At 34.9% G+C, this 15,530-nt stretch carries 14 protein-coding genes; 5 read left to right on the plus strand and 9 right to left on the minus strand.

What is annotated here, in order from left to right; all coding sequences use genetic code 11:
• Window positions 1-31: 31 nt before the first annotated feature.
• The 4 genes from FEZ18_RS11895 to fahA form a co-directional block, all read right to left on the minus strand.
• On the minus strand, window positions 32-1,180 hold the full coding sequence (locus FEZ18_RS11895; RefSeq protein ID WP_153268519.1) for a lycopene cyclase family protein: 1,149 nt from the start codon (window positions 1,178-1,180) through the stop codon (window positions 32-34).
• A 2-nt stretch (window positions 1,181-1,182) separates the two neighbouring features.
• On the minus strand, window positions 1,183-1,821 hold the full coding sequence (locus tag FEZ18_RS11900; protein WP_153268520.1) for a carotenoid biosynthesis protein: 639 nt from the start codon (window positions 1,819-1,821) through the stop codon (window positions 1,183-1,185).
• Entirely contained in the window at window positions 1,818-3,296 is a 1,479-nt protein-coding gene (gene crtD, locus FEZ18_RS11905; RefSeq protein WP_153268521.1) for a 1-hydroxycarotenoid 3,4-desaturase CrtD, read from the minus strand. The genes FEZ18_RS11900 and crtD overlap by 4 nt, the downstream gene beginning before the upstream one ends.
• Window positions 3,297-3,746: 450 nt before the next feature.
• Window positions 3,747-5,030, minus strand: coding sequence for a fumarylacetoacetase (gene fahA / locus FEZ18_RS11910; RefSeq protein WP_153268522.1), 1,284 nt, complete (start codon window positions 5,028-5,030; stop codon window positions 3,747-3,749).
• Window positions 5,031-5,220: 190 nt separating this feature from the next.
• On the opposite strand from fahA, the gene glyA reads away from it, so the two are divergent.
• The 4 genes from glyA to FEZ18_RS11930 all read left to right on the plus strand — a co-directional run bounded on the left by glyA (window position 5,221) and on the right by FEZ18_RS11930 (window position 9,200).
• On the plus strand, window positions 5,221-6,492 hold the full coding sequence (glyA, locus tag FEZ18_RS11915; RefSeq protein ID WP_153268523.1) for a serine hydroxymethyltransferase: 1,272 nt from the start codon (window positions 5,221-5,223) through the stop codon (window positions 6,490-6,492).
• 335 nt (window positions 6,493-6,827) lie between these two features.
• On the plus strand, window positions 6,828-8,483 hold the full coding sequence (locus FEZ18_RS11920) for a SulP family inorganic anion transporter (RefSeq protein WP_153268524.1): 1,656 nt from the start codon (window positions 6,828-6,830) through the stop codon (window positions 8,481-8,483).
• Between the two features lie 169 nt (window positions 8,484-8,652).
• Entirely contained in the window at window positions 8,653-8,907 is a 255-nt protein-coding gene (locus FEZ18_RS11925) for a hypothetical protein (protein ID WP_153268525.1), read from the plus strand.
• Window positions 8,904-9,200, plus strand: a complete 297-nt coding sequence (locus FEZ18_RS11930) for a type II toxin-antitoxin system RelE family toxin (protein WP_153268526.1) — start codon at window positions 8,904-8,906, stop codon at window positions 9,198-9,200. The genes FEZ18_RS11925 and FEZ18_RS11930 overlap by 4 nt, the downstream gene beginning before the upstream one ends.
• A 75-nt stretch (window positions 9,201-9,275) precedes the next feature.
• On the opposite strand, the gene FEZ18_RS11935 is transcribed toward FEZ18_RS11930, so the two are convergent.
• The 5 genes from FEZ18_RS11935 to rlmD form a co-directional block, all read right to left on the minus strand.
• Window positions 9,276-9,995: a 3-ketoacyl-ACP reductase gene (locus tag FEZ18_RS11935; RefSeq protein WP_153268527.1), complete on the minus strand. Its 720-nt coding sequence runs from the start codon at window positions 9,993-9,995 to the stop codon at window positions 9,276-9,278.
• 110 nt (window positions 9,996-10,105) lie between these two features.
• Entirely contained in the window at window positions 10,106-11,119 is a 1,014-nt protein-coding gene (locus tag FEZ18_RS11940) for an AI-2E family transporter (protein WP_153268528.1), read from the minus strand.
• Window positions 11,120-11,196: 77 nt separating this feature from the next.
• Window positions 11,197-11,865, minus strand: a complete 669-nt coding sequence (locus FEZ18_RS11945) for a DUF6048 family protein (RefSeq protein ID WP_255473316.1) — start codon at window positions 11,863-11,865, stop codon at window positions 11,197-11,199.
• Between the two features lie 25 nt (window positions 11,866-11,890).
• Complete coding sequence (locus FEZ18_RS11950; protein ID WP_153268530.1) at window positions 11,891-12,430, minus strand: DUF6452 family protein; 540 nt, start codon at window positions 12,428-12,430, stop codon at window positions 11,891-11,893.
• Between the two features lie 47 nt (window positions 12,431-12,477).
• Window positions 12,478-13,890 carry a 23S rRNA (uracil(1939)-C(5))-methyltransferase RlmD gene (rlmD, locus tag FEZ18_RS11955; protein WP_153268531.1) on the minus strand — a complete coding sequence of 471 codons (1,413 nt, stop codon included), beginning with the start codon at window positions 13,888-13,890 and terminating at the stop codon, window positions 12,478-12,480.
• 355 nt (window positions 13,891-14,245) lie between these two features.
• Between rlmD and rocD the strand changes: the two genes are divergently transcribed.
• Window positions 14,246-15,526 carry an ornithine--oxo-acid transaminase gene (rocD, locus tag FEZ18_RS11960; protein WP_153268532.1) on the plus strand — a complete coding sequence of 427 codons (1,281 nt, stop codon included), beginning with the start codon at window positions 14,246-14,248 and terminating at the stop codon, window positions 15,524-15,526.
• The last annotated feature ends 4 nt before the right edge of the window (window positions 15,527-15,530 follow it).

Below are 15,530 nucleotides of genomic sequence, written 5' to 3' on the forward strand. Positions count from 1 at the left end.
CGTATTACAAAGAATAAACCAGTCCATATTGTTAATTCATTTTTAGTAAACGCCTTAGTAGAGTTTTGGTAAAGCGCCAAGAGGGTACAGCTGTAAGTATTTTTAAATCTTCTAATACATGAGTTTTTTCATCGAGAAACCTAAAAATGGTGGTGATTTTAGCCTTTTTAAATAAGCTTGAAAATAATTTTGAGCCATAAGCGTTATCTTGAGATAAAACATCGAGCATAAGCACATCGTAATACCAAAACTTATTGCGTTTATAGAATTTGGAAACATCGGTTTCAAATTTTAGAAATTCGACCAAAGCCTTGGTTTTTTTAGCCGTATTCATAAAGGTATAACCTGTGCTGGCCTTGGTCCAACCCCCAGCGGTACCAATATTTAAAATATGTTGAGAATTTTGTTTTGAAAACTCATAACAAGTCATGGGTATGGCACCTGTTTCGGTTTCAGTAATACTGTAGTTTTCAATGCCTTTGTTCTGCAAATATTTTTTTATACCATTTTCGTAGTCTTTTTTTTCTAAGATATCTTTCGAAAATAAAGTGTACTCGAATAGGGCTTCTGTTTTACTTGTTGGTAAGACATACATAAAGCGCGTATTGCCGTTTTGCGGAATTTTAAAATCCATAAATGTCGCAAAAGTATCGTCAAATTGCGGCGTTTCTGTTTTTATAAACCATCCTATAAAATGTTGCTGTAAAACGGGGTATTGGGTTTGAGTTTTATAGTAATTAGTAAGTATTGAGCTATTAAATACTTTTGAAGCCTCTAATATTTCAGAATCTGTAGTAACTAAAGCTTTGTTTTCAATAGTTTTAATACGGAGTACTTCGGCTTGAAGAAATGAAATGTTTGGTGTTTTGTCTATAATTTGCCATAATTTTTTATAAAATGAGGCACTTCGTATCATTTTGTACGTATAGGGTGCAATGTTTATTTGTTCTGAGTGATAATCACTTCCAAAGTAAACTGTTTTCCAATCTTTATAAATGATATCTTCCCATTCGCCATTGCCTTTTTCCCAAAAACACCAGGTGCGATCGTTCTTTTTGTCTTTTATCTTATCGATTATAATAATAGATTTATCCCTAAAAAAAGGATCATTAGCCATGCGGTACGCCAATAACAATCCCGATGCTCCAGCACCTGCTATGATATAATCTGATTTTATCATTTTTAAAAGAATAAAAATACGGTAAAAAATACGGCTATCGAAATCAAAATATGCCACGAAATAGCGGTGTCGGTTTTTATTTTAAAATACTGATAACCCAGATGTGCAAAAAAAGCCGTTACCACCCAGCCTACGTAATTTTGAAGGGGTACCACACCATTTTCAAACTCCCAGAAGTCAAAACGCGGTGCAGACTGCTCTAAAAGCATATCTAAAGCCGTCATTATAACACCGCCAATTAAAGATGCTATAATTATATTTTTTGAGAACATACGTGCTACATCGGCAGATGCGGCTGTTAATAACGCCCAATTAAAACAAATAATTATGGGGACGCCAGCTATTTTCCAGCCCAAGTTTTCTCCATATTGGTAGGTGCCAAAAATAAGTCCGTAATTTACACCTAAAGCTTCTGTTATAAAACCTAATGTAAACGGAATACTTAAAGCTATTATAGCTTTGGTTTTTAAGGCGTCTATGTTTAGTAATAGGATGGCAAATGTGATTAATAAATTTAATGGGGTTAAACTTAAAAACCAATCAGAATACGTGTTTGATAAAATACCAAAAACCCCAGAGATCGTAAATAACCAAAGGGTAAATATGGATAAGAATCTTTTAAGTTGTTTTAGTGTTATCATTTGGAGTCGTTTTCAATGAGTTGAGATACTATTTTTCCTGAAAGCAGGCAGAGCGGAATACCACCACCAGGGTGTACACTGCCACCACAGAAATACAGATTTTTAATGTTACTTTTATAATTTGGATGTCTTAAAAATGCTGCGTACTTGTTGTTACTAGAGGCTCCATAGAGTGCACCTTGATAACTTTGAGTGTTCGATTCTATACTTCTTGGGTCTAAAATGTCTTCAAAAGCAATAAGATTAGAAATGTCTTCACCTAATAAGCGGCTAAGTTTTTTAATAATATTTTGTCGTGTTCTGTTAATAATTTCATCCCAATCTTGCCCTGTATTGCTCGGTACGTTTACCATGGTAAACCAGTTTTCACAGCTGTTGGGTGCATCGCTAGGCTCGTCTTTTGAGGTGATATTTATATAGACAGTAGGGTCGTTACACACATTTTTTTTATTAAAAATATATTCGAATTCCGTTTTGTAGTCTTTTGAAAAGAAAATGTTGTGCAAATCTAATTGATGAAACGCCTTAGTAATTCCCCAATAAAATATAAGAGCCGAGCTACTTCTTGGCTGCTGTAATATTTTTTCTGGTGCTTTTTGATCTTTTAACAGCTGGCGATAGGTGGGTACAATATCTGAGTTTGAAACTATAACATCTGCAAAAACTGTGGCATTACGATTTTGTATGCCTACCGCTTTTTTGTTTTGTATTACAATTTTATCAACTTTTTTGTCAAATTGAAAAATGACTCCAATATCTTTAGCCAATTCGAACATACTCAGAGTAATTTGATGCATACCACCTTTTGGAAAATAGGTGCCAAAATGTTGTTCTAAATGCGGGATCATAGACATAATACCCGGAGTTTGATAAGGAGAAGAACCATTGTAGGTTGCAAACCTATTATAAAATTGCGCCAATCGTTCGTCTTTAAAAACTTTGGTATTATGGTCTGCAAGTGTTGTGTTTATATCTAAACTATTTACATTAAAAAGAGCTTTTAATGTATCTGTATTTAGATAAGTAGAAGTTTTATGCAGTGATTTTTCAAGGAATAAGGAGGCGGTTAAATCGTATTTTACTTTACTGCGTTCAAGGTAATTGCGTACAGTTTGGGCATCAACATTAAAGGTTTTAGAGGCGTTTTTTGCAAACTGTTCTTTATTGGCAACGGCAGAAAATGTTGTACCATCTTCGTAAAAGTAATTACACACCACTTCTTTTTTAATGTACTGAAAATAATCTTTTATTGGTTTGTTTGCTAGCTCAAAAAGTTCCTCTATAAAATGAGGCATGGTAAATAAAGACGGTCCTTTGTCAAAGCGATAACCTTGTTTTGAGAAAGCACTTAACTTTCCTCCGGGATAGGAATTCGCCTCATAAACCGTAACCGCATAGCCTTGAGCTTGTAAGCGAATAGCAGTAGCAAGTCCTGCAATACCAGCACCAATAATGATAACTTTTTTCTTTTTCATAAGCCTTACAAAGATACAATGAAATCCAAAAAAGTGTTCTAATAAAGCAGAATAAAACTCCTTGTTTTGGAGCTAAATTAATTTTTTCTAAACAGGATTGAAGGAAGCTTAGGGGAAAAGAGTATTAAAAAGCGAATACGTCTTGCGTTTTAGTTTTGATGGAATTTGACGAGCTTTGCTTAGTTTATTTGGAATAATTTACAGCGCATCATATTTAATCATCAAAAAAAATAAGAGTGTTACTAGCTAAGTAATACCAATTTAGTTTTGAAATGTAGCATTATTAATTTGAATTATTTTTTGTTCAGATGAGATAGAAAATCAAAGCATAGCCTAAGTTATGGTTTTATTTTATACCGAAATATGGGCGAAAAAGAAACGAATTATATGCGGCATGACATGGCTAATTTGGTATTAAACAGCAACACTCTTACTTAAGATGTCATAATTTTATTTTTTCTTATAAATAGGTAATAATTTGGTGGAAACTTCGCCAAAACCAATTCGAGTTCCATCTTTTTCACAATAGCCACGCATTATAACGGTATCGTTGTCGTTAATAAATTTGCGTTCAGAGCCATCTTTTAATTTAATGGGTTTTTCGCCACGCCAAGTGAGTTCTAACATCGAGCCGTAAGAATCTGGTGTTGGTCCAGAAATAGTACCGCTTCCCATCATGTCCCCAGAGTTTACGGGACAACCATTTACGGTGTGATGCGCCAATTGTTGCGACATGTTCCAGTACATGTGTTTAAAGTTTGATTTACTCACAACGGTTTCTTTTGCGCCGTTTGGTTGAATGGATACTTCTAGGTTTATATCGTAACTTTTCTTTCCTTTAGACTGCAAATATTCTAATTGTGGTTTTAATGGTTTCGGACCATGGACTCTAAAAGGTTCTAAGGCATCTAAAGTTACAATCCAAGGTGAAATGGATGAGGCAAAACTCTTTGATAAAAAGGGGCCTAAGGGTACGTATTCCCATTTTTGAATATCGCGTGCACTCCAATCGTTAAATAGTACAAGTCCGAAAATATATTCTTCAGCTTCATTTACGGGGATAGGTTCGCCTAAATCGTTTGCATCGGTTGTAATAAAAGCCATTTCAAGCTCAAAATCTACTAATTTGCTCGGTCCAAAAACAGGCTCTGAAGCTCCGTTTGGAAGGGTTTGACCTTGAGGTCTGTGAATTGGAATTCCAGATGGTATAATGGAAGAGCTTCGACCATGGTATCCAACAGGTATATGCAACCAATTAGTTAACAAGGCGTTGTCTGGATCTCTAAACATGGTGCCTACATTGGTGGCGTGCTCAATACTAGAATAAAAATCGGTATAATCACCAATTAACACTGGTAATTGCATTTCAATTTCATCTAAACGAAAAAGTACAATTTCTTTGTGTTTAATATTGTTTTTTAAGGTGGTATTTTCAGCATCAAAAATTTCGGCAATTCTATTTCTTACCAAACGCCAAGTTTTTCTTCCGTCGGCAATAAAATCATTTAAAGTATCTTGAAGAAAAATATCGTCGGTTAATGGAATACCATCAAAATACCCCAATTGATGCAGAGCGCCAAGGTCTATGGCGGTATCACCTATACGAGTACCAATAGTGATAATATCGTCACGGGTAAGAAATACGCCGAAAGGAATGTTTTGAATTGGAAAATCTGAGTTTTTGTCGACGTGCAACCACGATTTTCTATCTGGATTGTTAGCTGATAAGGACATAGCTATTTTTTTTATGTTTAAAATTTCATACCAAACCTACATAATTTTTTTTATTTCAATACCCAAAATAAGATTTATTTATAATCGTTAACAAAGCTGTTCAAAACTAAAGTTTTAAAGTGTTTTTTTTCCTTTAAATAAGGAATCTATTTGCTATTTTTGCTTAATTTTTAATTTCAATTTAAACACTATGCAACGCGACGAAATAATTTTTGAACTTATACAAGACGAAAAAGAACGCCAATTAAAAGGCTTAGAACTTATTGCATCAGAAAATTTTGTAAGCGACCAGGTTATGGAAGCTGCAGGATCTGTATTAACCAATAAATATGCCGAGGGTTACCCAGGAAAGCGTTATTACGGCGGTTGTGAAGTTGTGGATAAAGTGGAGCAAATTGCTATCGATAGAGCTAAAGCCTTGTTTGGTGCCGCTTATGTAAATGTTCAGCCACACTCCGGAAGTCAAGCCAATACAGCTGTTTATCATGCGTGTTTAAATCCAGGTGATAAAATTTTAGGATTCGATTTATCTCATGGCGGTCATTTAACCCATGGATCACCAGTAAATTTTTCAGGAAAATTATACAAACCTTCTTTTTATGGTGTAGAGAAAGAAACCGGGGTTTTAAATTATGATAAAATACAAGATATCGCAACTAAAGAGCAACCAAAACTTATTATTGCTGGTGCTTCGGCTTACTCTCGTGATATGGATTTTAAACGTTTTAGAGAGATTGCAGATAGTGTAGGCGCTATTTTACTTGCAGATATTTCTCACCCTGCAGGATTAATTGCAAAGGGTATTTTAAACGATCCTTTACCACACTGTCATATTGTTACCACTACAACGCATAAAACACTACGTGGCCCAAGAGGTGGATTAATAATGATGGGGCAAGATTTTGACAATCCCTTTGGTATCACTTTAAAAAACGGAAGTTTACGAAAAATGTCATCCTTACTTGATTCTGCTGTTTTTCCAGGTAACCAAGGTGGACCATTAGAGCATATTATTGCTGCTAAAGCCATTGCTTTTGGGGAAGCCCTAACCGATGATTTTTTACATTATCAGTTACAAGTTAAGGCAAACGCCAACGCTATGGCAAATGCATTTGTTTCTAAAGGTTACCATATTATTTCTGGAGGAACAGATAATCACTGTATGTTAATCGATTTACGTAACAAGGACATTTCTGGTAAAGATGCTGAAAATGCTTTAGGTAAAGCCGATATCACAGTGAATAAAAACATGGTGCCTTTTGATGATAAATCACCATTTGTAACCTCGGGTATAAGGATTGGAACATCGGCCATAACAACCCGCGGGTTAAAAGAAGACCAGATGCAAATTATTGTTGATTTAATAGACGAAGTTATCACTAATCACGATAATGATGCGGTTTTAGAAACTGTTAAAGATAAAGTAAATACGATGATGGAAGTTAAACCATTGTTTGTATAAAAATTAAGTATAATTATGTGTTAAAAAATCCTGCTGAATGCAGGATTTTTTTTTGGAACCCCATTTGTAAGGTCTTTAAATACGCTCGAATTTTAAAACAAAAAGTATATCATAACAAGTTTTCGATGGATAATCGATAAGTTGGGGTCTTTTGCATATTGTTTTCTCAGTGTTTGAAAGAATGTGGTGTAGACTAGGCTAAAATTATAAGAGCATGTTTTAGGGTTATTCTACTTAACATTTTATTTTTTGTAGTTTCTTTTAAAATTTAAGTACTAGTAGTTTGTTCATCTACAGATTAAGCTTAAATTTGAGGCTTCAAAAACCAATCGATTATGACCAATTTTATTAGAAAAATCACTCCGAATGCTAAAGATGATGTCCTCGCGGGTATAACAACCTCGTTCGCCATGGTGCCAGAAGTTGTAGCTTTTGCATTCGTAGCGCAAATAGACCCCTTAGTAGCCCTTTCTGGTGCATTTATAGTGGGATTAATTGCTGCTATCTTTGGAGGAAGACCCGGACTAATTACTGGTGCTGCTGGCGCTGTAGCTGTAATTTTTGTAACCATGATTTCAGAAGGCCATACTAAAGGTATGCTTTTCGATAATCCTGTTGAAAATATGGGCTTTTTCTATTTGTTCGCTTGTGTTATTTTAATGGGAATTATTCAGGTTTTTGCAGGGGTTTTTAAACTTGGTAAATTTGTTAGACTTATTCCGCACCCAGTAATGATGGGGTTTGTTAACGGATTAGCGATAATTATTTTTTGGGCTCAGGTAAAAATGTTTTCTCATAAATCCTTAGTAGTTTCTAGCGATGGTGTAAAAGAATATGTTACAACATTCATGACAGGAACAGAATTGTACATTATGATAGCTTTAGTGGCTTTTACCATGGCAATAATATGGATTCTACCAAAAATTACCACAAAACTACCGGCTTCACTAACTGCAATTTTAATAACAACCTTTTTAGTTGTCTTTACCGGAATGGAGGTCAGTACCGTTGGATCTTATATAATTGAAGGTGGGGGAACCGGACTAAAAGGTGAATTTCCAACTCCTAATTTAGAGTTATGGCAAAATTTACCAATTAATCTGGACACTTTTGCTTTTATATTACCCTATGCGTTTTTAGCGGCTTCGGTTGGATTAATTGAGTCGTTAATGACCATGAATTTAGTAGATGAATTAACCGAAACTCGAGGCGACGGAAATAGAGAATGTATTGCCCAAGGCGCTGGGAATATTGTAAGTGGCCTTTTTGGGGGAACTGGCGGTTGTGGTATGATTGGCCAGACCGTAATTAATATTAAAGCAGGAGGACGTGGACGCCTCTCTGGAGTTGTAATGGCTGTATCTCTATTAACATTTATTCTATTCACAGATAAACTTATTGAGCAAGTACCTATCGCAGCTTTAATTGGTGTTATGTTTGTTATGGTAATTCAAACGTTTGCCTGGTCGAGTTTCAGAATTTTAAAGAAAATACCGAAATCTGACGCCTTTGTACTAATTACAGTTTCGGCAGTAACGGTTATTTACGATTTGGCTATTGCTGTTTTTGTTGGGGTTATTATTTCGGCATTATCTTTTGCTTGGGAAAGTGCTAAACGTATTCGTGCTCGTAAAATGACCCTTGAAGATGGCACGCGAGTTTATGAGGTATGGGGACCTTTATTCTTTGGTTCTATTACAGAGTTTAACGACAAATTTGATATTAAAAATGACCCCAAAAATGTGGTTATAGACTTTATTGAGTCTCGTGTAAGTGACCATTCTGCAATCGAAGCCATATATAATTTGGTGAATAAATATGAGGCCGAAGGCAAGACCGTTAAGCTAAAGCATTTAAATGAAGACTCTAAAATATTACTGTATAAATCGAACCCTAAATTTAGAGATATTGTTATTGATGATGTTGATGATCCGCGTTACAACTTAGCCAACGATCCAGATGCTTTTACGAAAGGGCTTTCAGACATATAAATTTTTAAACTGTAGTGCTGTGTTATGTTTTTGTATACACCAACTAATTAAATTATTTTAAAGCTTAGATATTGATACATCCAGACTTATAAATATGTTACAGTGTATCCTGGATTATTTGCTTTACAGCTGAAGTTTTATGTGTATATTTGATTAAATTTTGAGTGTTATGAGAAAAAATATCGATATAGACGAGTCAACCCTAACAAAACTGAAAATACTTTCGGCGTTTGAAGGGATGAGTGTAAAATCACTTATGGAAAAGGCAGTGTCTTTTTATGTGGCCTATAAAGAGCAGGAGAAATTCGAAAATATGACGGAAGAAGAAAAACACGATGCAGGGCTTTTATTTTTAATGCAGCAGTCTGATAAAGAAGATGTGGTTGGATTAAATGAAATTTTATATATTCTTGATAATAAATGAAAGTGGTCTTTTTAAAAACCCTCAAAAAAGATATTGAGAAGTTAAAAGACAACAATATCAAGATTGAGTTAAAGCAGGTTATTCAAGGTATAGAGCAAGCAAATACTTTGCAGAGTATCGATAATTTAAATAAGTTACGTGGGTATTACTCTATGACGTATCGCATAAAAATACGGGAGTATAGGCTTGGACTCTACCATCAAAATAATATAGTATATTTAGCTAGATTTGTTAAAAAGGAAGATGTACATCAAGTTTTTCCTGATAAAAGATTAAAAAAAACAGAAGTTTAGAAGATTAAAAGATAGTGATGTCATAATTAAAAACCTCGAGCTGTAAAGCTTGAGGTTTTTAATTATTATTAGGCGCTACGGATTTGTAGACCACAATGCAGCACTTTTTAGCATAGCTCTTCTTGGTAACTTTAAACCAGCCACAATAAGTTCTGCGAAGTCTTCAGGTTGCAAGACGCTGTCTTGACTGTCTTTATTAGCGATACCAAGTTCAAAAGACATATCGGTCGCTATGGTACTAGGGGTTAAAGTACACACTCTAATGTTGTTTTTACGAACTTCTTTCATTAAGGCTTCAGACATGCCGATAACCGCAAATTTTGAGGCCGAATAAGCCGATGTGTTGGCGTTGCCACTTAAGCCTGCCGTAGAAGATACATTAATTATATCGCCTTCGTTTTTAGCGATTAAGTAAGGGAGTACTTCTTTGGTGACATAATACATACCCATGACATTGGTTTGAATAATTTTATTCCATTGGCTAACCTCCATGTCATTAAAAGTTCCAAAAGCGGCAATTCCAGCGTTGTTTACAAGAATGTCGATGCTGCCAAAAGTATCTACAATGCCTTTAATACCAGTTTTTACGTCTTCATAGTTGCTAACATCAAAAACAGAATAGATGGCTTGTACACCAAGTGCTTCTATTTCAGATACCGTTTCTTTTAAAACAGTTTCATTTCTTCCCGTTATAGCAATTTTAATGCCTTCTTTAGCAAATGCGAGAGCGGTTGCTTTACCTAAGCCTCTACCTCCTCCAGTTATTATCGCTGTTTTGTTTTTTAAAGTTGTCATAATTTGTGTTTAGAAGTAAATATTTATGGTTTGTTAAGATTCTAGTTTTTTAATTGATATTATGTAGGTAGAATTAATTCGCGCTTTTAATTCTATAATAATTTAAAATTTTAATATGATTGGCCATATTCATTTTTATAAATTTTAACCAAGACAATAAAGACACTTATTAATAACGGACCAAAAATTAAACCGATAAATCCAAATAGCGGTACACCAACAATAACGCCAACTAAAGTTACTAGCGGGTGTACATTATCTAATTTTTTTAATATTAATAGCCTAATAACATTATCGGTAGAAGTAACCACCACGATACCGTAAATGAGAATGCCCCAGGCCTGGAAAGATTGTCCAGTGGACAGGGTTAATATAAACACAGGAATAATACCTACAAATGTACCTACAAAAGGAATCATAGAACCAATGGTGACAATTACAAACCAAAATAACGGATCTTTTATTCCAAAAATTAAAAAACCAACTAAAGCTATAATGCCTTGAGATAGGGCAACTAATGGAATTCCGATTGCGTTAGATTTTACCATGTTTTGAATTTCACGTCCTATTTTATTTAAGTTGTCTGTGTCCATAGGTATATAATCACGTAAGGTTTGCTTTAATTCGAAGCGATTTAAAAGCATGTAATGCAACAGAAAATACATTAAACCAATGGCTATTAGTACATTAAAAGTGTTTCCAGCCATACTCTGTAAATTAGTTGAAAGCCATGTGGTGATAGCTTGTGTATCAATTTGAGAATTGACATCAATACCAGTTTTACTTTCTATATGGCTCACTTGTTCTTTAAAAGCATTAATAACACGTTCACTATTCCTCACAGCTTCAGAGACCTTGTTACCAAGCATAAAACCAAAACCGGTTAAGGGAATAAGAACAATTACAAAAGAACCAAGCATAAGGGTTAAGGACGCAAGAACGGGTTTCCATTTGTGCACTACTATTAATTTTGTCATCAAACCTTTTAATAGAATATAAAAGGTAACGGCACCTAACACGCCACTTAAATAAGGACGCATCTCAATAAAAATTAAGCTACCCACCAGTAATATTAACAATAAAACAAAAATCTGACGAATTATTTTTGGTGCAATTTGTATCATGAGTAAATCTTATAGCCAATAGAAGCTAAATGTAAGCATTAATGAGGAGTTTACTGTACAGACACCCTGTTTTTAAGTTATCTGTGACTCTTGTACAGTGGTATGCGATAAGCAATAGTATAGCCATATCCAACGCCAATGCGGCTACTATCGAAAGTTTTATGAAACCCAGGAATGTATATGTTTTGAAAATTATCGGGTTGATTTTCGTTTGCTAAAAATTTAAGCTGCACGTTAAGCCCCATATAGAGGTTATTAAAAAGTTCGGCTTTTAATCCCAGAATAATTTCACCCCATATAGCGGTTAAACCTTCAAATTTTTCAGAGGTATTCGAAGCAAATTGATCTCCCCAGTATTGGCTGGTATTATAGGTTTTAAAACTATTTAACGTATGGTTAAAACTGCTTGCACCAACACGAAACCCAAAGTAAATCATGTTGTCCATGTCTAACCAATTTTGATAGGAGTTATAATCTATTCCAGCTTTAAAATAACTCCCACTTGTTGTAACGTTTAAATAATCTGTAACATTATCCTTTTCATCAAAACCAATTTCTCCAGCTAAGTATATGTTTTTTTTAAGGCGGTAATCGGCAGCTATTTCGAAACCCGTGTATTCGTCGTCGATAGCTGTTCTAATAAGCTTTCCAATATCACCACCAATGCGCAGTCCATATTTACGCTCAATTTTTAGCGAATCGGCATTATTACTTTTAACCGTTTCGTTTTGAGCACTTAAAGACATGCAAAAAAGTATTAAAAACGTGCTGTTAATGAAATAATTTAAAATGAGTCGCTTTTTCATCTTCTACAGATTGTGGGTTGTTTACAGGTTGGATAAATTGTATCCAATTATTAGTATCTACGGTAATTGAAACATCTTTAAAAACGGTTTTATAACCACAAGCTCGAGATACATAAACTTGTTCGGTGGTATAATTTACGGTAACGGTGTCTAGATTCCCAGTTACAATATCGTCACTCTCATCGGCTGGTGTGCCATTGTTGTCTATGGTAGAATTGGTATAAATCTTATAAACAACACTATTAGTTGCCGTATTTAAAGGTAAAACTATAGAGTCTGTGGTTACTTTTTTATAGTCTTCTAAAAACTGATCTACACCTTCTCCTTTTATGGTGACATCGAACATATTCTTTTTGTTTTCTTGTATCGAAACATCAAACGAGGTAATAATTAAATTCGGCGTAGTTGGTGTACTTTCTGGACATATGTCGTCGCGTTCGCAATTTACCAAAAGCATGCACGCGAATACCAGAAAGGGCAAAAAAAGATATTTGAAATTTTTCATTTTCATCGTATAAAAATAAATGAATTTACGTGGTCCAGTAGCATGCTTTATCGTTTTTCCAACAGTACCACATTTTCAACGTGATAGGTTTGCGGAAACATATCTACTGCTTGTGTCTTTGTAACTTTATACATACTGTTCATTAGGGCCAAATCACGAGCTTGTGTTGCGCTATTACAGCTTACATACACTATTTTTTTGGGCGCAATATTAAGTATTTGCTCCACAACGTCTTTGTGCATACCATCTCGTGGCGGATCGGTAATAACAACATCGGGTTGACCATGGGCATCTATAAATTCGGTATTAAAAACCTGTTTCATATCACCAACAAAGAACTCAACGTTATTTATCTTATTTAATTGTGCATTTTCTTTGGCAGCTTTTATGGCATCTGGTACAGCTTCTACACCTACCACTTTAAGGGCTTTTTTTGCTACAAATTGTGCTATAGTTCCTGTGCCTGTATATAAGTCGTAAACCAACTCGTTTCCTGTTAACCCAGCGAAATCTCTTGTTATTTTATACAGTTCGTAAGCTTGGTCGGAATTGGTTTGATAAAAAGATTTCGCGTTTATTTTGAAGCGCAGGCCTTCCATTTCCTCAAAAATATGATCTTGACCTTTATAGCAAATTACTTCTTGATCGTAAATGGTGTCGTTTGCTTTTTCATTAATAACATATTGTAATGAGCTGATTTCTGGAAAAGTTTTAGCGAGAAAATCTAATAGCAATTCACGCTTGAGTTTATCCTCTTTAAAAAACTGAATCATAACCATGATGTCTCCCGTGCTTGATGTGCGAATCATCATGGTTCGTAATAGGCCTGTTTGATTTCTGGTGTTGAAGAATTCTAAATTATTTTCAACAGCAAATGTTTTAACCGCATTTCTAATGGCGTTTGACGGATCGGCTTGCAAATGGCATTTTTTTATATCTAAAATTTTATCCCACATGCCTGGAATATGAAAGCCTAAAGCGTTCCGATCGCCTAAATCTGCATCCGATTGTACTTCTTCTACTGTTAGCCATCGCGAGTCGCTAAAAGAAAACTCCATTTTGTTCCTGTAAAAATAAGGATTCGAAGCACCTAAAATAGGGGTAACCTCAGGCAACTCAATGTGCCCAATACGCGTTAAATTATTTGTAACTTCTTTTTGTTTGTAGAACAACTGATGCTCGTATGCCATATCTTGCCATTTACAGCCGCCGCAAGTGCCAAAATGCTCGCAAGCAGGTTTGGTTCTCTTATCGGATAGTTTATGAAATATGGTGGCTTTCCCTTCATAATAGGCTTTGCGTTTTTTAAAGGTTTGCACATCTACCACATCACCAGGAACGGTATTGTTTAAAAAAATAACCTTGCCGTCTGGTGCTTTAGCAATACTTTTGCCTTTTGCACCAGCATCGATCACTTCGATGTTTTCAAAAATTTGTTTTCTTGTTTTTCTTCTAGACATGCTGCAAAAATACTGAACTCATTGATACTTTTTTAATTGAAGTTAAAAATAGTATCAAATAAATAAAAATAGCTCAACTAATATTTTAACAATCAAGGAGGTTGTGCAGGTTTACAGCCCTAAATAAGTAAGTTGTAAAGTAAAATAGTGTTTTAAAAATCGTAAAATTTCATTAAATTAGCAGGATTCGTAATACGATCGCTCTCGCATTGGTTTTTTTTAGGATACTTCAAACTAAATTAAGTACAAATTGAATAAATGCATAAAACATCGAGCGGGATTTAATTATTATTTTACTGCGTAATCGGTATTAATCAATGTCATTTTATGGCGTTTAACATCAAAAAAAAAAAGAATGAATATTTTAAAGCAACAAAAATCTCAAGAAGCAATAGATTTAGAAAATAAATACGGTGCACACAATTATCACCCATTACCTGTGGTATTGAGTAGAGGAGAAGGCGTTCATGTTTGGGATGTAGAAGGCAAACAATATTACGATTTTTTATCGGCATACTCGGCTGTAAACCAAGGGCATTGTCATCCAAAAATTGTGAACGCCATGGTGCAACAAGCGCAAACATTAACATTAACATCTAGAGCTTTTCATAATGATATGTTAGGCAAATATGAAAAATTTGCTTGCGAGTTTTTTAATTTCGAGAAGTTGTTACCTATGAATACGGGTGCAGAAGCTGTAGAAACCGCTTTAAAAATTTGCAGAAAATGGGCGTATGAGGTCAAAGGCATTGACGAAAACAAAGCTGAAATTATTGTCTGCGAAAACAATTTCCATGGTCGAACAACAACTATAATTTCCTTTTCTAACGATCCTGTTGCTCGAGAAAATTTTGGGCCCTTCACTAAGGGGTTTGTAAAAATTGAATACGACAATTTAGAAGCGTTAGAAGATGTTTTAAAAACGAATCCTAATGTTGCTGGTTTTTTAGTTGAACCCATTCAAGGTGAAGCTGGTGTTTACGTACCAAGCGACGACTATTTAGTTAAAGCTGAGGCCTTGTGCGAAAAATATAATGTACTATTTATAGCAGACGAAGTGCAAACAGGAATCGCTAGAACTGGGCGTTTATTAGCAACTTGCGGTAACTGCAGTTGCGAAGATAAAAATTGCTCGAACACACCAGATGTAAAGCCAGATATTTTAATACTTGGTAAGGCTTTAAGTGGTGGGGCTTATCCTGTAAGCGCTGTTTTGGCCGATAATTCTATCATGGACGTTATTAAACCTGGCAATCACGGCAGTACATTTGGAGGCAATCCTATCGCTGCTGCAGTGGCTATTGCCGCTCTTGAGGTGGTAAGAGATGAGAATTTAGCCGAAAATGCTTTTGTTTTAGGTGAATTATTTAGAAGTGAATTAAACAAATACATATCAACAAGCTCTATTGTAAAATTAGTTAGAGGTAAGGGTTTGCTTAACGCTATTGTTATTAATGATGATGAAGATAGCGATACCGCTTGGAATATTTGTTTGGCATTACGTGATAATGGATTGTTGGCAAAACCAACACATGGAAACATAATTCGTTTTGCGCCACCTTTAGTAATAACCGAAGCGCAATTGTTAGATTGCGTTAGCATTATTATTGAAACTTTAAAACAGTTTGAAAATTAAGCAC

This window comes from Oceanihabitans sp. IOP_32, from assembly GCF_009498295.1.
Classification (GTDB): Bacteria; Bacteroidota; Bacteroidia; order Flavobacteriales; family Flavobacteriaceae; genus Wocania; species Wocania indica.

Excerpts from the sequence above, each read along its gene's own strand:
- FEZ18_RS11895 (WP_153268519.1), bottom strand. The coding sequence starts at position 1,180 with ATGATAAAATCAGATTATATCATAGCAGGTGCTGGAGCATCGGGATTG.
- FEZ18_RS11900 (WP_153268520.1), bottom strand. The coding sequence starts at position 1,821 with ATGATAACACTAAAACAACTTAAAAGATTCTTATCCATATTTACCCTT.
- crtD (WP_153268521.1), bottom strand. The coding sequence starts at position 3,296 with ATGAAAAAGAAAAAAGTTATCATTATTGGTGCTGGTATTGCAGGACTT.
- fahA (WP_153268522.1), bottom strand. The coding sequence starts at position 5,030 with ATGTCCTTATCAGCTAACAATCCAGATAGAAAATCGTGGTTGCACGTC.
- glyA (WP_153268523.1), top strand. The coding sequence starts at position 5,221 with ATGCAACGCGACGAAATAATTTTTGAACTTATACAAGACGAAAAAGAA.
- FEZ18_RS11920 (WP_153268524.1), top strand. The coding sequence starts at position 6,828 with ATGACCAATTTTATTAGAAAAATCACTCCGAATGCTAAAGATGATGTC.
- FEZ18_RS11925 (WP_153268525.1), top strand. The coding sequence starts at position 8,653 with ATGAGAAAAAATATCGATATAGACGAGTCAACCCTAACAAAACTGAAA.
- FEZ18_RS11930 (WP_153268526.1), top strand. The coding sequence starts at position 8,904 with ATGAAAGTGGTCTTTTTAAAAACCCTCAAAAAAGATATTGAGAAGTTA.
- FEZ18_RS11935 (WP_153268527.1), bottom strand. The coding sequence starts at position 9,995 with ATGACAACTTTAAAAAACAAAACAGCGATAATAACTGGAGGAGGTAGA.
- FEZ18_RS11940 (WP_153268528.1), bottom strand. The coding sequence starts at position 11,119 with ATGATACAAATTGCACCAAAAATAATTCGTCAGATTTTTGTTTTATTG.
- FEZ18_RS11945 (WP_255473316.1), bottom strand. The coding sequence starts at position 11,865 with ATGTCTTTAAGTGCTCAAAACGAAACGGTTAAAAGTAATAATGCCGAT.
- FEZ18_RS11950 (WP_153268530.1), bottom strand. The coding sequence starts at position 12,430 with ATGAAAAATTTCAAATATCTTTTTTTGCCCTTTCTGGTATTCGCGTGC.
- rlmD (WP_153268531.1), bottom strand. The coding sequence starts at position 13,890 with ATGTCTAGAAGAAAAACAAGAAAACAAATTTTTGAAAACATCGAAGTG.
- rocD (WP_153268532.1), top strand. The coding sequence starts at position 14,246 with ATGAATATTTTAAAGCAACAAAAATCTCAAGAAGCAATAGATTTAGAA.